The following is an 18,929-nucleotide window of genomic DNA, read 5'->3' as shown; positions in this document are numbered from 1 at the left end:
GCACAGCAGCGATGCGCTCGCGCCGCCGCGAAGCGGTGGCGTGAGCGAGCGGAGCGAGCGAACCAGCAGGCACAGCAGCCGCCGTTTCCGCGACCGGTGGGGCGTGCCACACCTGCGGGCCGATGACCCGCTCGCCCTGGCGGCGGCGCAGGGGCGGGTGACCGCGTACGACCGGGCCTGGCAGATCGAGGTGGAACGGCACCGGGCGCAGGGCACCACCGCCGCCTTCCTCGGCGTCGAGGCGATCGGCTGGGACCGGTTCGCCCGGCAGGTCCGGCTCGACGACACGGCCCGCCGCTGCCACGCCGCGCTCGACCCGGCGACCGTCGCGTGGGTGGGCGCGTACGTGGACGGGGTGAACGCCGGCCTCGCCGCCGGGGCGGCCCGGTCGCCCGAGTTCGCCGCCACCGGGCTGGCCCCGGGCCGGTGGCAGCCGTGGACGCCGCTGGCCGTCTGGCTGGGCCACCACATCCTGTTCGCCGGTTTCCCCAGCAAGCTCTGGCGCGAGCACGTGGCGCACCGGCTCGGCCCGGCCGCGGTCGACCTGTTCGCCACCGACGGGCCGGCCGTCGCGGGCAGCAACGGGTGGCTGCTCGCGGCCGAGCGGACCGGCACCGGCGCGGCGCTGCTGGCCGGCGACCCGCACCGGTTCATCGAGGATCCCGGCGTCTACCAGCAGATCCGGCTGGCCTGCCCGGAGTACGACGTGGTCGGGCTGGCGATGCCGGGCGTGCCGGGCATCGCGCACTTCGGGCACGCCGGCGCGGTGGCGTGGACGATCACCAACGCGATGGCCGACTACCAGGACCTGTACGCCGAGCGGCTGCGCCGCCAGGGCGCGGTCGTGCAGGCGCTCGGCCCGGACGGCTGGGAGGTCGCGCACACCCACGTCGAGACGATCGAGGTGGCCGGGGACGACCCGGTCGACGTCGAGGTGGTGGAGACCGAGCGGGGCCCGGTGATCGTCGGCGGGCCGGACGAGTCGACCGCCATCAGCCTCCGCTACCCACCCCGGGTCCGGGCCGATCTCGGCTTCGCGGCGCTGCCGCAGCTGCTGCGCGCTCGCACCGTGGCGGACGTGGACCGGGCGCTGCGGCACTGGGTGGAGCCGGTCAACGTGGTGCAGGCGGCGGACACAGCCGGCGGGCTGCTGCACCGGGTCGCCGGTGCGGTCCCGGTGCGGGCCCCGGAGAACGGCCGGGGGGTGGTCCCGGCCTGGCGGGCCGAGCACGCCTGGCGGGGCTGGTACGCGCCGCTGCCCCGCGCCGAGGTGGCCGGCCGGGCGGTGATGGCCAACGAGCGGGGACTGGCGGCGCCGCTGGGCGTCGAGTTCGCCCCGCCGCACCGGGCACGCCGGATCGCCGAACTGCTCGACGCCGGTCGCGACTGGACGGCCGAGCGGCTGGCCGCCGTGCACACCGACACGTACCTGGCGTCGGCCGGCCCGCTGCTGGCGGTGCTGGGTGAGGTGAACGGGCTCGGTCCGGACGCCGCCGCGCTGCGCGAACGGCTCCTGAGCTGGGACCGGCGGATGGCCGCCGACAGCACCGACGCCGCGGACTTCGCCACGCTGCGGGCGGCCGTCGTACGCCGGCTGGCCGCCCACCCGGCGTTGGCCGCGCTGGCCGAGCCGCCGGCGTACCCGGAGGTGTTCGCACCCTGGATGGCCCTGATCCCGCGGGTCGGCTACGCGCTGGAGCACCTGCTCGGCACCGCCCGGCTGCCCGGCCTGGACGTGGCCGAGCTGGTCCGCGCGGCGGCCGAGGAGGTCGCCGGTCCGACCGGCGCGGCGGACGGACAGGTGCGCTGGGGGGACCTGCACCGGCTGGCGCCGTGGCGGGCGCTGCCTGATCCGGATGCCGGCCCCGGCCCCCGGCTGGCCGGCGATCACGACTGCGTGCTGGCCACGTCCAGCGTGCCCGGGGCGACCCACCGGTGCTTCCGGGGGCCGGCGGCGCGTTTCGTCTGGGACCTGGCCCGGCGGGAGGACAGCCGCTGGGTGGTCCCGCTCGGCGCCTGCGGGGTGCCCGGCGACCCGCACCACGACGACCAGAGCCGGGCCTGGCTGACCGGGAAGCTACTCCCGGTGACCACGGACTGGGACCAGCTTACCGAGGAGCGAGATGAGCACTGGCGCGACGACGGCTGACCAGCACCACTACCGGCGGGACATCCCGGGCTTCGGAGTGGTGGCCATCCGTCCGGTACGGCCGGATGAGGACGCCGACCTGCTGCACGGCTGGGTGACCGAGGAGCGGGCCCGGTTCTGGGGGATGCGCGACGCCAGCCGTGAGCGGGTGCACGAGATCTACGCCTACCTGGACTCGCTGGCCACCCACCATGCGTACCTCGTGCACCGCGACGGCGTGCCGGTGGCGCTCGCGCAGACCTACCAGCCGGAGGCCGACCCGGTTGGCGAGCGCTACGAGGTGCGCCCCGGCGACATCGGCGTCCACCTGCTGATCGGGCCACCGGCGATGGTCGAGCGTGGCTTCACCGGCACACTTTTCGGGGCGATCCTCGATTTCGTCCTCGCCGACCCGCGCCGGCTACGGGTCGTGATGGAGCCGGATGCCCGCAACGACAGGGCCATCGACCGGTTCGTGCGCACCGGCTTCCGGCCCGGGCCGCTGATCGACCTGCCGGAGAAGCGCGCCCGGCTGCTCTTCCTCGACCGTGCGGCGGTCACCGGCTGACGCCGGGAGGAGACCCCGGATCAGCGGGCGGGCGCCCCGAGGGCGACCAGCTCGGACAGCCGGTCCAGCTGGTCAGGGTCGGCCAGCGCCGAGCCGACCGCCACCACCCGCACGCCGGCGGCGAGGAACGCGCCGGCGTTGCCCGCGTCGAGGCCGCCGGTGGCGACGAAGCGCAGCTGTGGCAGCGGACCGGCGACGGCCCGGAACCAGGCCGGGCCGAGGGCGATCGCGGGGAACGCCTTGAGCCAGGTGAGCCCGTGTCGCAACGCCTGCTGTGCCTCGGTCGGCGTGGCCACTCCGGGCAGGTGCGGCAGGCCGCGCGCGGCAGCGGCGTCGGCGACCGCGAGGTCCAGGCCGGGCGCGACGGTGAACGCGGCCCCGGCGTCGGCCGCCGCGGCGACCTGCTCGATGCCGAGCACCGTGCCGGCGCCGACGATCCGGCCCCGCTCGGCGCCCGCCTCGACGGCGGCGCGCAGCGCCGGCACCGCGTCGGCGCTCGCCACCGGCACCTCCACCACGTCGATGCCGAGGTCCCACGCCCGGCCGGCGAGCCGGACGGTCTCCGCCACCGGCAGGCCGCGCAGGATCGCCATCACCCGGGCCGCGCCGAAGACGTGGTCGAAGTCCGCTGTGCTCATGGTCCACTCCATCCGAGGTCGCGGGAGATCTGCTGCGTGGTGGCCAGCAGCAGCTCGAGTACGCGCATCGCCCGGTCGACACCCTGCGGCACGCCTCAGCCCTCCGCCCGTACGCCGGTCAGGTCCAGCGCCGACCAGCCCTCGACGGGCGTGTCGAGCAGCCGGCCGAACCAGGCCCACGGCGGCACCGGGGCGTTGTCGCCGCTGCTGCCCAGCGCCTGGGCCGCGACCAGGTGACCGAGACGCAGCCGCCGTACCGTGTCGAGGCCGCGCAGCAGCCCGGCGAGGTAGCCGGCGGCGAAGGCGTCCCCGGCGCCGACCGGCTCCACCACCGCCACCCTGGGCGTCGGAACGAAGACCGGCTCGACGTCGCGGCGGAGGGCGGTCGCCCCCACCGCACCGTCCTTGACCACCACGGTCTCCGGCCCCGGCAGCAGCCGGCGCACCGCCACCGGGTCGGCGGTGCCCCAGAGTGCGTCCGCCTCGTCCTGACCGACGAAGACCAGGTCGCTGCGGTCGGCGAGGTCGCGCAGCACCGGCGCGGCCGATTGCGCCGGCCAGAGCCGGGCCCGATGGTTGACGTCGAAGCTGACCAGCGCGCCCGGCAGCGGCCGGTCGGTCACCGCGTGCTCGACCAGCGCTCGGCAGGACGCCGAGAGCGCGGGGGTGATCCCGGACAGGTGCAGCACCCGGGCGCCGGCCAGCCGCGGATCGGCCAACGCACCGCGGTCCAATCGGGAGGCGGCCGAGCCGGCCCGGTAGTAGTGCACCGCGGTCGCGGTCCGGCCCGGGTCCTTCACGTACAGGCCGGTGGGGGCGGCCGGATCCACGGTGACCAGATCGACCCGGACGCCGGCTGCGGCGACGTGCCGGACGACGGCCCGGCCGAAGGGGTCGTCGCCGACCCGGCTGACCCAGGTCGCCCGGTGTCCCAGCCGGGCCAGGTAGCCGGCCACGTTGGACTCCGCGCCACCCACCGAGACGGCGACCCGCTCGGCATGCTCCAGCGGCTCGCCCGGCGCGGGGCAGAGCACCACCATGGTCTCCCCCACCGTGGCCACCTCGACCGGCGGGGAACCGGCCGGGGTGGTGGTCGGGTCGGGTCGGGCGGCGGGGGCCGGCACACGTCCTCCCGGAGGGGGTCGGGGTGCCGCCGAGCCTAGGTGCGTTGCGCACAAGGGGCAACCCGTTGCGCTGAGCGCAACGAGGGGTCAGGGCAGCGTCAACCCGTACGCGGCGAGCACCTCCCCGATCGGCTGGTAGTAGGTGGTGCCACCGGAGGTGCAGTTGCCACTGCCGCCGGAGAGGATGCCGGTGATGGTGCCGCAGCGCACCCCGGTGGTGGCGCCGCTGCGGCACACCGCCTGACCGACGTACGCGCTGCCGGCCCCGTAGATCGTCAGCAGGCCGCCGGTGACCAGGGTCGGCGGAATCGCCGATCCGGGGACGGGCCGCGCTGACGCCGCCGATAATCCTCGGAGGATGCGGCGGGAGGCCGGGCATGACCACCGGAGGCACTGCGGCGCTGGTACGCCGCCCGGACGGGTCGGCCCGGGCCACGCTGCTGGAGCTCCTCTTCGACGTGGTCTTCGTGGCCGCCCTCGCCATGGTCTCGAAGCTCATCGCCGGCCGCGAATCCTGGACCGGCGCCGCGTCGGTGCTGCTGACGCTGACGGCGATCTGGTGGACCTGGTCGGTCACCTCGACGACGACCGAGTTCTACGACCCGGAGCAGCGCCCGATCCAGGCCATCCTGATGGTCGCCATGGTGGGGTCGGTGGGGATGGCGGCGGCCCTGCCGCTGCTGTCCGCCGGGCACGCGATGGTCTTCGCGATCGCGTACGTCAGCACCCACGTGGTGCGCGGCGTCGTCCTGATCACCTCGTTGCACCGGCAGCGGCACCAGGCGGCCATGGAACGGGCCACGCGGTTCCTGTTCTGGTTCGCGGTCTCCGGCGTCTTCTGGATCACCGGGGCGCTGACCGGCGCCCCGGACTGGAGGCTCTGGGCCGTCGCGATGGCGATCGACCTGATCTTCGCGGCGGTCCGCTACCCGACGTTCTGGCTGGGCCGGGTGCCCATCGAGCAGTACGACCGGACCACCGGGCACCTGGGCGAGCGGTACCAGCAGTTCATCATCCTGGCCCTCGGCGACATCATCCTGGTGCCCACCCTGGAGGTCAGCCAGACGCAGTTCGACCGCCTCCGGCTCACCGCCCTCTTCTGCGCCTTCGCCACCATGCTGCTGCTCTGGCAGATCTACGTCTACCGGGCCGGCGAGTTGCTGAAGGCTGGAGCCGAGGCGAGGCAGGCGGCCCGGCTGGCTCCGTACACCCATCTGGTGATGCTGGCCGGCGTGGTCGGCACGGCGGCCTCCTTCGACCTGGTCGCCGCCCGACCGACCGGAGCGACGCCGGTGCGGTGGCTCATGCTGATCGTCGGTGGTCCGCTGCTGTTCCTGCTCGGGCGCGTCCTGTTCACCTGGATGGTGACCACCACCGTGCCGTGGCGGCGGTTGGCCTGGCAACTTCCGGTGCTGCTGGTGCTGCCGTGGGCCGGCGGCTGGCCGCCGCTGCTGGTCACCGTGATCGTGGCGATCGGGCTGGCGGGTCACGCCCTGACCCCCGGGGGGAGCCGGGCGACCAAACCGGGGCTGGAGTGGCGGCGAAACCAGGAATGACCCGCAACCGTCAGGTGAGGTGTCGACCGGCCCACTCGGCGAGGTCCCGGGCACAGACGTCCACCGAATCCCGCCACGTCCGGGCGGCACCCTCCCCCGCCTCGTCGCTGACCTGCTTGACCAGCCGGCACGGCACGCCAGCCTGGTTGGCGGCCCAGGCCACCGCGTATCCCTCCATGTCGACCAGGTCGGCGCGCTGCGCCAACCGGTCCCGCGCCGCGTCGTCGGCCACGAACGTGTCGCCGGTCGCGAGCACGGCGCCCTCGGCGGCCAGCGACAGCGGCGCGCCGTACGTCTGGCCGGTGAGCGAGCGCAGCAGGGCGGTGTCCAGGTCGTGCTGGAGCACCGTGGCGACCTCGTGGATGCCGGTCATTCCCGAGCGCAACGCGCCCGCCGTGCCCAGGTTCAGCAGCAGGGAGGGGTGGGGCCCGGCGGCCAGCACCGCCGCCACCGCGCTGGCGGCGTTCACCTTGCCCATCCCGGTGAGCAGCACCGGCAGGTCCGAGGGCAGGTACCGCGCCTCCTCCCCGACGGCGAGCACCACCAGCGGACGATCGGCCCGGACCGTACCCCGAAGAATCACCGGAGCATCGTACGGGCCGCCCCGGTGACGCGCGGAGCTCCCTCCCGGCGGCGTCCAGCCACCACTCAGCTCGGTCCCATCGCGCGTCCAGACGGGTAGGGCACGCTGGTCCAGCGAGCCACCGGACCGCCGACCGAGAGGTGACCAGGGTGTACGACGGGCAGGAGTTCCTCCGCGACAACCGCTGGTGCCTGAGCCGGCGTGCCCTGCTGACCGGGGCCGGTGCGGTCGGCGCCGCCGGACTGCTGAGCGCCTGCGGCGCCGATGACTCCCCCAACGGTCAGGCCGCCGCCGCGCCCGGCGCCGTGCTGGCCCGCACCGGCGACGTGCCGGTCGGCGGCGGCACGGTCGTCGACGGTGTGCTCGTCGTCCAGCCCGAGGCCGGCACCTTCACCGCGTACGACGCGACCTGCCCTCACCAGGGCGTACGGGTCGGCGCGCCCCGCGACGGGGTGATCACCTGCCCCGCGCACAACTCCACCTTCGCGGCCGGCGACGGCGCCCGCCTCGGTGGCCCCGCCACCCGAGGGCTCACCGCGATCCCCGTCCGCGTCGACGGCACGAACATCATCCGGGCCTGATGGCGCGAGGCGGACCGAGGCGGGTCAGTCCTCGGCGAAGCGGTACAGCACGAAGTCCTTCTCCGCCCCGCACGCGATCACCCGCGTGTTCCAGGAGCAGGACGCGCTGCGGACGTCCTGGAGCTCACCCAGCTCGTCGAGATCACCCGACTCGGCCCACACGCCGGCCAGGACGCGGTTGTCCGCCACCGTGCTCGGCGCCTTGGCGAAGACCAGCAGGTTGCCCTCATCCAGGCGGACCGCCACACCGCGGCGATCGCGCAACACCGGCTTGCCAGCGGCGTCGAAGACGGTGACCGTCGACTCCGGGGTCTCCCGCTGGGCGAGCAACTGGGCGCCGAGCGGAACCAGGCCGGTCACGCCCGGGGCCGGCCACCGAACCGGGCTCTTGCCCTCGGTCGCCGCCACCACCTCGGTGCGCTCGGCCTCGCTGTTCGGCACCTCCAGCAGGCACGCCCGCCGCTCACCGCAGGCCACCAGCGCCTTCGGTCGGCGCTGGTCGTTCCCCGCCCGGTGGAGCACCACCGGCGTGGCGTCGGAGTTCAGGTCGTACGCCAGCAGCTGGTACCCGCCGTCGTTGGCGGCCACGTAGAGCCGGTCCTCGTGCGCCACCACCAGGTCGTCGAGGTCGGCGACGTTGCCCCACTGGCGCACCACCGAGCCGGTGGCCATGTCCAGCAACCGCGCCGACCGGTCCGCACCGATCTGCACGAGCCGCCGTCCCTTGCTCGTCCAGGGGTTACGGGCCGTGCCGTCGAGGAAGGCCGGCCCACCGGCCGCCTCGGCGGTGCCCACCGGCCGGACGACGGTGCGTTCGCCCCCGTACTGGTCGCGGGGGTTGGCCTGGGTCCACGTCGCCTGCCCGTCGGTCAGGCGCAGGCCGACCAGTTGGTCGCCGGCCCGGTCCACCAGCACGGCCACGCCGTCGGCGAAGTACACGTCGTCGTCGCCGCGAATCGCGCGGTGCCAACGCTGCGCGCCCGAGCGACCGTCGAGGACGGCCAGTTCGCGGAGCGTGCTGTCGCCCGGAGCGTCCGCGATGACCGCGACCGCCCCCGGGACGGCCACCAGTCCCGTCCAGTCGTCGGCGGTGACGTCGGTCTGCTTGCGCCACAGCTCGTCGCCGGTGCCGGCGTCGACGGCGATCACCTCGAGCCGGTCGTCCGGCAGCGGGTACCCGAGATAGGCCCGGTCATCGAGCATCGCCGTCCACATGCCGGCCGGCCGTTCGGCGCCGGCCGACGGCCGGGACAGCTCGCGCAGCGGCCGGAACTCCAGGTCCGGGTAGCGGTCACGCAGGAGGTAGAGCGTGGCGGCGGTGGCCACCCCGGCCAGAGCGAGCACCGAGGCGAGCACGATCCAGCGGGCCCGCCGCCAGCGCGTCACCGGGGCGGGCGTCGGCGTTCCCGATCGGCCCGGTCCCGCCGGCAGGGTCGACCCCGGCCCGTGCTGCGACGGTACGGTCGGGGCGGCCCCGGCCGGGACGGTCGGCGCGGTCGGACCCGCTGCCGCCGGGACGGTCGGCGCGGTCGAGCCGGGCGCGGGCGAGGTCGGCGCGAATGCCGGTGAGGCCGGGGATTGCGCCGGTACGGCCGGCGAGATCGGTGCCGGCGGCGCGGGAGCCCCGGCCGGGGCGGGCTGCGGTCCGGCGTACGCCGGTGTGGGCAGCCCTCGGCGCAGCGGCAGGTCCGTCAACGCGCCCTCGGCCACCGGCAGCTCCGGCTGGTCCAGCACCGTCGGGGCCACCCCCAGCTCGGCGTGCAGCATCCGGGCCACCAGGGGAATCCGCGACGAGCCGCCGACCAGGAACAGCCCGGAGAGCTGGTCGGGGCTGAGCCCGGCGGCGGCGATCACCTCCCGGGCCCGGTCGACCCCGCGGCGCAGCAGCGGCGTGGCCACGCGCTCGACGTCCGCCCGGGTCAGCCGCACCGCGTCGGCCACCCCGGGTACGGCGACCGGCGCCACGGTCGAGCGGGACAGTGTCTCCTTCGCGCCCCGGACCTCGTCCCAGAGCCGAACCTGGTCGCGGCGCTGCGCCGGGTCCGCCGGGTTGGTCAGCCGGGCCCACTGCACCGCATGCCGGTCACCGACCAGTTCGCCGACGCGCTGCACCAGGGCCGCGTCGAGATCCAGGCCACCGAGATCCGGCAGGCCACCGTCGGCCACCACGCTGAAGCCGGAGTCGCCCCACGGGTCGGCGCCCTCGTTGCGCAGCACCGCCACGTCGAGCGTCCCGCCGCCGAAGTCGAACACGGCGATCGCGCCACCGACCGGCACCGGCCGGTGCAGCACCTGGGTGTAGTACCGGGCGGCGGCCACCGGCTCCCGCAGCAGCCGGGTGCCCGGCGGCGTCGGCCCGGCGAGGGTGTGCTCCGCGGCCTGCGGCCAGCCGGCCCGCATGAGCGCGTCGCCGAGCACCTGCCGCCGCGTCGCGTCCCAGGCTGCCGGGCAGGTGACCACGGCCGGGGGCAGGAAACCGACGGTGCCCACCGCGGCCCGCGCGACCGACGCCAGCACCGCCGCGAGCAGCTCGGCCGGCGGGTACGAACGCTCCCCGAGCAGCACGCCCGCCTCGTCCACCCGACGCTTCGGGTTCGCCTCGAACCGGGCCGGGTCGGCCTGCGCCAACCGCCGGGCGTCCCATCCGGCGTGCAGCGTGCCGTCCGGGTCGGCGTACACAGCGGACGGACTGACCGGTTGACCGTCCATCAGCAGCGGACGCGTCCGCCCGTCCGGCCAGCGCAGCACCGCGACCGTGTTGGACGTGCCAAGGTCGACGCCGAGGGCGAAGCCCTCGTGCTGGCCTGCCATCTACCCGATACCTCCGCCGCGACGAGGGAAACCCAGCCCCGCATCGTACGCAGCCGGTGCCGCCGGGCTGATCACTCGGTCAGGCCGACGTCGACCGGCCTGATCCGGGCGCCCCAGAAGGTCGCACAGCGACCACCGCGCAGCCGGAGAACCCGACGCGGAAGGCGCATCCCGGACTGGATGTCCCGGTTGAGCGCTATGACTGTGAGGCATGAATATGCCTCACAGTCATAGCGCTCTCCCCCATTACCGCCGCCCACCCACCCCACCCCACACCCACCCCACTCCCACCCCGGTGATCATGAGGTTGGCGGGTCCTCAGGAGATCAAACGGCCCGCCAACCTCATGATCAACCGCCGGTGACGGGGTTGGGGGTAGGGGTGGGGCAGCGGTCGGAGAGGGCGTAGCGGAGGAGGACCACGTCGCCGATCTGGCGGACCTCGGCCAGGCGGGCCCGGCGGCCAGAGTGCCAGGGGAAGTGGCCCTCGGTGACGAACCGGGGCGCCCGGCCGTCGCCGACAAAGAACGGGGCGACCACCAGGTGCAGTTCGTCGACCAGGCCGGCCGTGAGGAACTGGGCGTGCATCGTGCCACCCCCCTCCACCATCAACCGCCGCACGCCCCGGGTGGCCAGGTCGGCCAGCAGCCACGCGGGGTCGACCGGTTCGCCCGCGTCCACCACGGTGGCCAGCCGGCCGAGCCGTTCCTCGGTCTTCTCCAGCGCGCCGGTGGCGCAGTAGACGAGCCGGGTCGGGTCGCCAGCGGTGAAGAACTGGGCCGTCGGGTCGAGATCGCCCCGGGCGGTCAGGGTGACCTTGACAGGTGTGGGAGGCCGCCCGCAGGCCACCCGCTCGGCCCGCCGTCGGGCCGAGCGCACCAGCAGCCGGGGGTCGTCGCGGCGGACGGTGCCGGCACCGACCAGAATCGCGTCGCAGCTGGCCCGGACGGCGTCGACCCGGTCCAGGTCGTCCGCATTGGACAGCATCAGCCGCTGATCGGAGGCGTCGTCGATGTACCCGTCGATCGAGGTGGCGCAGCTCAGCAGCACGTACGGTCGCGCCGGTGCCGGCTGGCAGCTCATGGGGCGACGGGCCGATCGGGGGTACGCCCAGCGGACTCCGCCTCCGCGGCCTCCGCCGCCTTGGCCGCCTTCGCCGCGAGGTAGTCGGCGTTGGCCGGGGACAGGTAGATGCCGGTGGGCACCCGCTCGGCGACCGCCACACCCAGCCGGCTCAACTGCTCGGCCTTGTCCGGGTTGTTGCTGAGCAGCCGGATCCGGGGCACATCCAGGGTGGCGAGCATCTGCGCGGCGGCGCTGTAGTCCCGCTCGTCCTCGCCCCGGCCCAGCGCGACGTTGGCCTGGTAGGTGTCCAGCCCGGCGTCCTGGAGGGCGTACGCGTCGAGCTTGGCGTACAGGCCGATGCCGCGTCCCTCCTGACGCAGGTAGAGCAGGAAACCGCCAGTCTCGGTGATCCGCTGCACCGCCTCGCGCAGCTGCGGCCCGCAGTCGCAGCGCTGGCTGCCGAACACGTCGCCGGTCAGGCACTCACTGTGCGGGCGCACCAGCGGCGGCTCGCCGTCGGCGGCGAGCCGGTCCAGCGCGCCGGCCCAGTCGCCGAGGCCGAGGGCGAGGTGTTCCCGGCCGTCGACCAGGCCCTTGAACGTGAACACCCGGGCGGTCGTGGCGTAGCCGTCGGGGAAGGTCAGCGGCACCGTGACCTGCGTACGGACCGTGGCGACCGGCAATGCTTCGGGCATGGGACTCCTTTGTCCGGCGCCACCGCCGTCCGGTGACGCGTACCGTCTCACAACCCGCTCAACAGTTGCCGCCCGAGGCGGCTTCCCGGGCGGCGGCGGGAATCCGGGCCCGCCGGGCGAGCAGCACGGCGGCACCGGGCAGGCTGGCAACCAGCACAAGTGCACCGTAGACGGTGGCGGTGGCGATCCCCTCCGCGGCGCTGAGCCCGGCCGCGCCGAACGCCCAGGCGGCCACGCCCTCACGCGGCCCGAACCCGGCGATGTTCAACGGCAGACCCATGGCGAGCAGGGCGAGCAGGGTGAGCGGCACCAGCCGGGACAGCGGGGCGTCGGAGCCGGCGGTACGCGCCGCCACCAGGAAGGTGGCCAGGTGACCGGCGACCATCACGGCGGAGGCGACCAGGACGCCGCACCAGGTCCGCCGGGCCAGCAGCCCGGCCCGGACGTCTGCCACGGCGGTGCGCAGCGCCCGCGCCCACCGCGACCGGCCGGTCCGCGGCAGGACCCGCGCCAGCAGTACGGCGGCCAGCCCGCCCGCGACCAGCAGCGCGGCGGCGGCCGGCAGGTACGGCCGCACCGGAGACGGGAAGGCGGCGAGCACCACCACCGCCACGGCCACCAGGACCACCTGACCGGCGGTACGCTCCCAGACCACCGCGCGGATGCCCCGGCTGACGTCGCCGGCGTCCCGGCCGTGGCGCACCGCCCGGTGCACGTCGCCGAGCACCCCGCCAGGCAGGGTGGCGTTGAGGAACACCGCCCGGTAGCAGTGCGCCACCGCCGTCGCCAGGGGCAGTCGCACGCCCAGGCCGCCAGCGACCAGGCTCCACCGCCAGGCCGCGCAGACCGTGGTGAGCACGCCGATGAGCAGCGCCGCGGCCAGCGCCGGCGCGTCGATCAGCCGCACCCCGGCGAGGAACGGGCCGCCACCCACCTGCCACAGCAGGGCGGCGAGCAGGCCCACCCCGCCGACCACTCGTGCCCAGGCCCAGAACATCGGCGCCGGTCCTCCCTGAAGATCGTCCACTTGACCTAGTGCACGTATCCAGGGCGCGAGCGGTTCATCCGCCGGCGAGGAGGTCCCGGTGCTCGACCTGCACGGTGAGCCGGCCGGCAGCCGCGGCGGCCAGCCGGCGCTGGGCGTACGCCCGGGCCGGGCCGACCAGTTCGGGGCGGTGCTCGCAGGCCGCGCCCAGCCAACCCCGGAACCACTCGGCGGTCAGGTCGGCCTGCTCCGGGCCGAGCAGCCAGGGGCTGGGCCGTTCCCGGACCGGGACGCCTCGGCGGGCGAACGCGGCGGCGGTGGCGGCGACGGCGTCCGGGCCGAGCAGCCGCCGACCGCCGACGGTACGCCGCTGGTGGTCGTTGAACGCGGCCTCGATCACCGGGTCCAGCGGGTCGGCCGGGGTGAGCCGGACCCGCCCGGTGACCGAGATCGCGAACAGGGTGGGACGGCCGGCGTCGGCGCAGGCGGCGACCACCCGCTCGACCTCCTCGGCGGTCAGCATGTCCAGCAGCGCGGACGCGGTGATCAGGGCGCCGTCGGCGAGGTCGGCGGCGGTCAGCCGGGTGAGGTCGCCGCAGCGGGTGCTGACCGTGACCGGCGCGCCGTCGGCGGCGGTGAGCCCGGTCATACCCTCGGCGGCTCGGGCCAGCAGGTCGGCGTCCCGGTCGTGCAGCACCCAGTGCTGCGGGCCGGGCAGCCGGGCCGCCAGCCAGCGGCTCATCGAGCCGGTGCCGCTGCCCAGGTCGTGGATCAGGGTCGGGGCGTCGCCGGTCAGCCGGGGGCGGATCACGTCCACCAGGTCCTCGGCGCGGGCCGCCGCGTCGGCGGGCTCGCGCAGGCGCAGCCAGTCGGCGAACGGCAGGGTCTCCTCGACGGTCATGCCGCCACCTCCTCCAGCACCGCGGCCAGCTTCGCGGTGGTCACCGGCCAGTCGGTCAGGGTGTCCCGCCGGGCGAGGGCGGCACGCCACAGCCGGGCGCGCAGGGCGTCGTCGCCCAGCCAACGGGTCAGCGCGCCGGCCAGTGCGGCCGGGTCGTCCGGCGGGACCAGCAGCCCGGGCCGGTCGCCGCCGGGGGCGTGGCCGAGCGCCTCCGGCAGGCCGCCGACCTCGGTGGCCAGCACCGGCAGGCCACGGGCCAGCGCCTCGGTGACGACCATCCCGTACGTCTCGCCGCGCGACGGCAGCACCAGCAGGTCGGCGGCGGCGTACGCGGCGTCCAGCGCGGCGCCGGTCAACGGGCCGTCCAGGCGGACCCGGTCGGCGATGCCCGCTCCGGCGAGCCGCGCGCGCAGCCGGTGGACGAGGTCCGGCTCCCGGGTCAGCGTTCCGGCGCAGACCAGCGTCCACGGCTCGGCGGCGAGCGTGCACAGCGCGTCCACCAGGATGTCGTGTCCCTTGTGATGGGTGACGGCCGCCACGCAGAGCAGCCGGTTGCCGGCGACGGAGCCGGACGCCGCCAAAGCGGGCGTCGCCCCGGGTGGCGCGGCCCGGATCCGGTCGGCCAGCAGCGGGTGGCGGGCCAGCAGCCGGTGGCGCGTCCACTCGCTGGTCGTGACGATGGCGCGGGCGGTGGTCAGCGCGCGGGCCTCGGCCTCGTCGTCCAGCGGCAGGTGCACCAGGACGACCAGGCGCAGCCGTCGGGCGTGCGGGGCGAGCAGGTCCGGGACGGTCGAGGCGATCAGGCCGTCGAGCATCACCACGGCGTCGTCCGGCGCGGCGGTCAGCAGCCGGGCCAGCTCCGCCCGGTCGGCCGGGTCGGGGTGCGGCCAGGCGCCGGGCACCGGGTGCTCGTGCACCGACCAGCCCCGCTCGCCGAGCCCCGCGCAGATCCGCCGGTCGTAGGAGTTGCCGCCGCTCGGCGTGGCCGGGTCGTCGATGTCGCCGGGCAGGACGACGTGCACCGTCCCGCCGGGCGAGGCGGGCCGGTCGACCGGCGTCGCCCGGCCCGCGCCGATCACAGCGACCGCTCGTAGCTCGCCCAGGCGACGTGCGACTCGTGCAGGGTGACGGTGATGCCGGCCAGCTCGCGCGCCCCGGCGCCCAGCTCACCGGCGTGCACCCGCTCGGCCAGCCGGTCGGCGACGGTGCGGGCCAGCACCTCGGTGGTGGTGTTCACCCCGGCGAACGCGGCCTCGTCGTCGAGGTTGCGGTAGGTCAGCTCGCCGAGCACGGCCCGCAGCTGCTCGGTGGCCAGGCCGATGTCGACCACGATGCCGTCGGCGTCCAGGTCGGGCCGGCGGAACGTCGCGTCCACCACGAAGGTCGCGCCGTGCAGGCGCTGGGCGGGACCGAACACCTCGCCCCGGAAACTGTGGGCGATCATCATGTGGTCCCGAACGGTCACGCTGAACACGGTCACTCCCCGTCGTAGGTGATGAGATGGCAGAGCGCGGGCAGGTCGCCCGTGCTCAGTCGAGCGAGTACGTCGGGCAGCTCCGTGAACCGGGACGCGCCGGTGATCAGCGCGTCGAAGGCGGGATCGTCGAGCAGGTCCAGGGCGAGCGCCAGCCGGTCGGTGTAGCTGCGTCGTCCCCGCCGGGCGGGCGCGACCGTGCCGACCTGACTGCTGCGGATGGTCAACCGTCCGGAGTGGAACGCGCCGCCCAGGGCGAGCTGCACCGGGCGGTCGCCGTACCAGCTCAGCTCGATGACCGTGCCCTCCGGAGCGAGCAGGTCCAACGACTGTTGCAGACCGGCGGCGGTGGCGCTGGCGTGCACGACCAGGTCCCGGTCGCCGGCCGCGTCGGCCGGCTGGGCGAACCCGACGCCGAGCGCGCCGGCGATCCCGGCCCGGCGGGCGTCGGTGTCGACCAGTTCCACCTGCACGCCGGGGAACCGGGCGAGCAGCGCGGCGACGCAGCAGCCCACCATGCCCGCACCGACCACGCTGACCCGGTCGCCGACCAGGGGCGCGGCGTCCCAGAGCGCGTTCACCGCGGTCTCCACCGTGCCGGCGAGCACCGCGCGGGCGGGCGGCACGTCGTCCGGCACCGGCACCACGGCGCTGGCCGGCACGACGTACGCGCTCTGGTGCGGGTACAGGCAGAAGACGGTGCGTCCGAGCAGCTCCGGTGGGCCCTGCTCGACCACGCCGACGCTGAGGTAGCCGTACTTCACCGGGCCGGGGAAGTCGCCCTCCTGAAAGGGGGCACGCATCGCGGCGTGCTGGTCGGTGGGCACCCGGCCGGCGAAGACCAGCGTCTCGGTGCCCCGGCTGACCCCGGAGTAGCAGGCCCTGACCAGCACCTCGTCGGGGCCCGGGGCGGGTAGCGACACCGGCCGGATCTCCGCCGCGCCGGGCTCGCGCACCCAGCAGGCGTACGCCTCGCGGATCACCCTCGCGCACCTCACCTTTGCTTCCGGCCGAACCGAACGGCCACGTTTTGCGTGTTCCCTGTCGGGGTCGTCGATCATAAACACGGAGGTACGGTGCCCACGGTTCGAAGTGGTCCGATGATCGGGCTGAGCGCGCAACTGGTCGTGCTGGCGGCGCTGACCGCCACGGTGGGGCTGGGCCGCGCCGGCTGGCTGGTCGGGACCGGCTACGCGGTGGTCACCTGCCTCGCGTTGAGCCGGGGCCTGCGCCGCGCGGGCGCCTCCCGCCTGGGCCCCGCCGACCGGGTGACGCTGACCCGGGCCGTCCTGGTCGGCGCGGTCACCGCGCTGGTGGTGGACTCGTTCGGCCGGCCCGCGCCGGTGGGGCTGCTGGTCACGGTGAGCGCGGTGGCGTTGTTGCTGGACGCGGTGGACGGGCAGGTGGCGCGACGCACCGGCACGGTGAGCGCGCTCGGCGCCCGCTTCGACATGGAGGTCGACGCGTTCCTCATCCTGGTGCTGAGCGTGCACGTCGCGCCGGCCGCCGGCGGGTGGGTGCTGGCCATGGGCCTGATGCGGTACGCGTTCGTCGCGGCGAGCGCGGTGCTGCCCTGGCTGAGCGGGTCGCTGCCGCCGCGCTACTGGCGCAAGGTGGTGGCCGCCGCGCAGGGAGTGCTGCTGGCGGTGGCCGCGGCGGGGGTGCTGCCGCGGCCGTGGACCACGCTGGTGCTGGTGGTGGCGCTGGCGCTGCTGGTCGAGTCGTTCGGCCGGGACGTGGCGTGGCTGTGGCGGCGCCGCCCGACGCCCCGGCGGGTTGTTCCGGTGCCGGCTGCCGCCCCGCCGCCGACCGCGCCGCCGCTGCCGGCTGCCGCGACAGCGCGGACCGTCCCGCCTGTGCCGGCCCCGGTGGCCGAACCGGTGGCTCTGCCGCCCCGGCTGCCGGTGGTCGTGCCGTCGACCGTGGCGCTGCCTCCCCTGCTGCCGGTGGCGGCTCCCGCGCCGGCGATGGCGGCCCGCTCGGGCGGTACGGTCCACTCCGACTGGAGGCTGTGATGACCCTTCCCACCCGGGTACGCCGGCTGGCCGGCCGGTTCGATGCGCGCCGCCCGGATCCGGACGAGGTGTCGGCGCGTACTCCCGCGGTGTCGGCCGAGGCCGGGCGCGGCCCGGCGCGGCGGGCGGCGGGTGCCCTGGGCAGTGTGCTGGCCGTGCTGCTGGTGTTCGCGGTCCTGGTCGGCCCGGACCGGCTCGGCCTGCTCACGCCGGGCGCCTTCCTGCGCATCCCGCTGGAGGGGCTGCTCGTCGCCGCGCTGCTGCTGGCCCTGCCGGCGCAGCCCCGGCGGGTGGTCGTGGCCGTGGTCGGGCCGCTGCTCGGCCTGCTGGCCATCCTGAAGCTGGCCGACCTCGGCTTCCGCGCGGCGCTCGACCGGCCGTTCGACCTGGTGCTGGACTGGCTGCTGCTGGACGACGCGTTCGGCTTCGTCCGCGACTCGGCCGGTCGGGCCGGCGCGGTCGGCGCGGTGATCGGCGTCGTGCTGTTGGTCGGCGCGCTGCTGCTGGTGCTGACGCTGGCACTGCGTCGGCTGGCGACGCTGCTGACCCGGCACGAGCGGGTGGCGACCCGGGCGGTGGCCGCGCTGACCGTCGCGTGGGTGGCGTGCGCCGTCGTCGGAGTGCGGATCGTGCCGGGCGTGCCGGTGGCCGACACCGGGATCACCGCCCTGGTCGGCGCGCACGCGACCCAGGTGGACGCGCGGCTGCACGACCGGGAGAGGTTCAGCGCCCAGATCGTCGACGACCCGTTCCGCGACACCCCGGGCGACGAACTGCTGACCGGGCTGCGGGGCAAGGACGTCATCCTGGCGTTCGTGGAGAGCTACGGCCGCGACGCGGTGGAGGACCCTGAGCTGGCGCCACAGGTCAACGCGGTGCTGGACGCCGGGACGCAGAAACTGCGGACGGCCGGGTACGAGGCCCGCAGCGGGTTCCTCACCTCCCCCACCTTCGGCGGCGGCAGTTGGCTGGCGCACGACACGCTGCTGTCCGGCCTGTGGACGGACAACGAGCAGCGGCACCGCACCCTGCTGGCCAGTGACCGGCTCACCCTCAACGGTGCGTTCCGCCGGGCCGGCTGGCAGACCGTCGGGGTGCTGCCGGCGGCCACCCAACCGTGGCCGGAGCAGGGGTTCTTCACCTACGACCGCTACTACGACGCGGAGGCGCTCGGCTACCGCGGACCGAAGTTCAGCTACGCTCCGATGCCCGACCAGTACACGATGTCGTTCTTCCAGCGGCAGGTCCGCGCCAGCGCCGATCGCCCGGTGATGGCGGAGATCCCGCTCATCTCCAGCCATTCCCCCTGGACGGCGGTGCCCCGGATGATCGGGTGGGACGAGGTGGGCGACGGCTCGATCTACCACGGCTCCGCGGTCGGCGCGGACAGCGGCGACGCCGACGACCGGAACACCGGCCAGATCCGCGGCGGGTACCGGCAGGCCATCGCGTACTCACTGGAGACGCTGATCTCCTACGTGCAGACGTACGGGGACGACGACCTGGTGCTGGTCTTCCTCGGCGACCACCAGCCCTCCCCCGTGGTCACCGGCGAGGGCGCCAGCCGGGACGTGCCGATCACCATCGTCGCCCGCGACCCGGCGGTGCTGGACCGGGTGGCGGGCTGGGGGTGGCAGGACGGCCTGCGGCCAGGTCCGGACGCTCCGGTCTGGCCGATGGACACCTTCCGGGACCGGTTCCTGACCGCCTTCGGACCGACCGCACCACCGATCGCCGCGCCCCGCTGACCGCGAATCGGGCGGTATTCGAGGGTCGAGCCGCTTCGCCTCACTGCGAACCAGCCGT

General features: G+C 75.3%; 17 protein-coding genes and 1 pseudogene. 6 read left to right on the top strand and 12 right to left on the bottom strand.

The features are described 5' to 3' along the window. The first annotated feature begins 40 nt into the window (after positions 1–40). Positions 41–2,149 carry a penicillin acylase family protein gene (locus tag AB0K07_RS14035; RefSeq protein WP_363754925.1) on the top strand — a complete coding sequence of 703 codons (2,109 nt, stop codon included), beginning with the start codon at positions 41–43 and terminating at the stop codon, positions 2,147–2,149. Continuing rightward, positions 2,124–2,696: a GNAT family N-acetyltransferase gene (locus tag AB0K07_RS14030; protein ID WP_363754923.1), complete on the top strand. Its 573-nt coding sequence runs from the start codon at positions 2,124–2,126 to the stop codon at positions 2,694–2,696. The genes AB0K07_RS14035 and AB0K07_RS14030 overlap by 26 nt, the downstream gene beginning before the upstream one ends. Before the next feature lie 20 nt (positions 2,697–2,716). On the opposite strand, the gene AB0K07_RS14025 is transcribed toward AB0K07_RS14030, so the two are convergent. The 3 genes and pseudogenes from AB0K07_RS14025 to AB0K07_RS14015 form a co-directional block, all read right to left on the bottom strand. After that, on the bottom strand, positions 2,717–3,334 hold the full coding sequence (locus AB0K07_RS14025) for a bifunctional 4-hydroxy-2-oxoglutarate aldolase/2-dehydro-3-deoxy-phosphogluconate aldolase (RefSeq protein ID WP_363754921.1): 618 nt from the start codon (positions 3,332–3,334) through the stop codon (positions 2,717–2,719). A gap of 95 nt (positions 3,335–3,429) precedes the next feature. Then, positions 3,430–4,458 carry a sugar kinase gene (locus AB0K07_RS14020; RefSeq protein WP_363754919.1) on the bottom strand — a complete coding sequence of 343 codons (1,029 nt, stop codon included), beginning with the start codon at positions 4,456–4,458 and terminating at the stop codon, positions 3,430–3,432. Positions 4,459–4,551: 93 nt separating this feature from the next. After that, a pseudogene (locus AB0K07_RS14015) lies at positions 4,552–4,746 on the bottom strand (serine protease); the annotation flags it as partial. 89 nt (positions 4,747–4,835) lie between these two features. Here AB0K07_RS14015 and AB0K07_RS14010 point away from each other — a divergent pair. Continuing rightward, entirely contained in the window at positions 4,836–6,014 is a 1,179-nt protein-coding gene (locus AB0K07_RS14010; protein ID WP_363754916.1) for a low temperature requirement protein A, read from the top strand. Between the two features lie 10 nt (positions 6,015–6,024). On the opposite strand, the gene AB0K07_RS14005 is transcribed toward AB0K07_RS14010, so the two are convergent. Further along, positions 6,025–6,597: a nucleosidase gene (locus AB0K07_RS14005; RefSeq protein ID WP_363754914.1), complete on the bottom strand. Its 573-nt coding sequence runs from the start codon at positions 6,595–6,597 to the stop codon at positions 6,025–6,027. A 149-nt stretch (positions 6,598–6,746) separates the two neighbouring features. Here AB0K07_RS14005 and AB0K07_RS14000 point away from each other — a divergent pair, with 149 nt between their 5' ends. Then, positions 6,747–7,178, top strand: a complete 432-nt coding sequence (locus tag AB0K07_RS14000; protein ID WP_363754912.1) for a Rieske (2Fe-2S) protein — start codon at positions 6,747–6,749, stop codon at positions 7,176–7,178. Positions 7,179–7,202: 24 nt separating this feature from the next. Here AB0K07_RS14000 and AB0K07_RS13995 read toward each other — a convergent pair whose 3' ends face one another. The 8 genes from AB0K07_RS13995 to AB0K07_RS13960 all read right to left on the bottom strand — a co-directional run bounded on the left by AB0K07_RS13995 (position 7,203) and on the right by AB0K07_RS13960 (position 16,091). Beyond that, positions 7,203–9,989 carry an Hsp70 family protein gene (locus tag AB0K07_RS13995; protein WP_363754910.1) on the bottom strand — a complete coding sequence of 929 codons (2,787 nt, stop codon included), beginning with the start codon at positions 9,987–9,989 and terminating at the stop codon, positions 7,203–7,205. Positions 9,990–10,339: 350 nt separating this feature from the next. Beyond that, complete coding sequence (locus AB0K07_RS13990; RefSeq protein ID WP_363754908.1) at positions 10,340–11,071, bottom strand: dihydrofolate reductase family protein; 732 nt, start codon at positions 11,069–11,071, stop codon at positions 10,340–10,342. Next, positions 11,068–11,748, bottom strand: a complete 681-nt coding sequence (gene ribA, locus AB0K07_RS13985; protein ID WP_363754906.1) for a GTP cyclohydrolase II — start codon at positions 11,746–11,748, stop codon at positions 11,068–11,070. The genes AB0K07_RS13990 and ribA overlap by 4 nt, the downstream gene beginning before the upstream one ends. 58 nt (positions 11,749–11,806) lie before the next feature. Then, positions 11,807–12,745: a lysylphosphatidylglycerol synthase transmembrane domain-containing protein gene (locus tag AB0K07_RS13980; protein WP_363755586.1), complete on the bottom strand. Its 939-nt coding sequence runs from the start codon at positions 12,743–12,745 to the stop codon at positions 11,807–11,809. Between the two features lie 64 nt (positions 12,746–12,809). After that, positions 12,810–13,634, bottom strand: coding sequence for a class I SAM-dependent methyltransferase (locus AB0K07_RS13975; protein ID WP_363754904.1), 825 nt, complete (start codon positions 13,632–13,634; stop codon positions 12,810–12,812). Then, positions 13,631–14,710 (bottom strand): glycosyltransferase family 4 protein, encoded by a 1,080-nt coding sequence (locus AB0K07_RS13970; RefSeq protein WP_363755584.1) that lies wholly within the window; start codon positions 14,708–14,710, stop codon positions 13,631–13,633. Before AB0K07_RS13970 ends, AB0K07_RS13975 begins: the two co-directional genes overlap by 4 nt. After that, a complete protein-coding gene (locus AB0K07_RS13965) occupies positions 14,710–15,108 on the bottom strand; it encodes a 6-carboxytetrahydropterin synthase (protein WP_109816176.1) in 399 nt (132 codons plus the stop codon). The genes AB0K07_RS13970 and AB0K07_RS13965 overlap by 1 nt, the downstream gene beginning before the upstream one ends. Before the next feature lie 2 nt (positions 15,109–15,110). Continuing rightward, entirely contained in the window at positions 15,111–16,091 is a 981-nt protein-coding gene (locus tag AB0K07_RS13960; RefSeq protein WP_363754902.1) for a dehydrogenase, read from the bottom strand. Positions 16,092–16,208: 117 nt separating this feature from the next. On the opposite strand from AB0K07_RS13960, the gene AB0K07_RS13955 reads away from it, so the two are divergent. Both AB0K07_RS13955 and AB0K07_RS13950 read left to right on the top strand, forming a co-directional pair. Further along, positions 16,209–17,123, top strand: coding sequence for a CDP-alcohol phosphatidyltransferase family protein (locus AB0K07_RS13955; protein ID WP_363754900.1), 915 nt, complete (start codon positions 16,209–16,211; stop codon positions 17,121–17,123). Then, the gene (locus AB0K07_RS13950) at positions 17,123–18,871 is read left to right on the top strand and encodes a sulfatase-like hydrolase/transferase (RefSeq protein ID WP_363754898.1); all 1,749 of its coding nucleotides are present in this window, start codon (positions 17,123–17,125) and stop codon (positions 18,869–18,871) included. The genes AB0K07_RS13955 and AB0K07_RS13950 overlap by 1 nt, the downstream gene beginning before the upstream one ends. Positions 18,872–18,929 lie beyond the last annotated feature (58 nt).

It is taken from the genome of Micromonospora sp. NPDC049301 (assembly GCF_040678715.1).
Classification (GTDB): Bacteria; Actinomycetota; Actinomycetes; order Mycobacteriales; family Micromonosporaceae; genus Micromonospora.
Note: the sequence above shows the minus strand (reverse complement) of the source record. Positions and strands in the feature narration are given on the sequence as shown.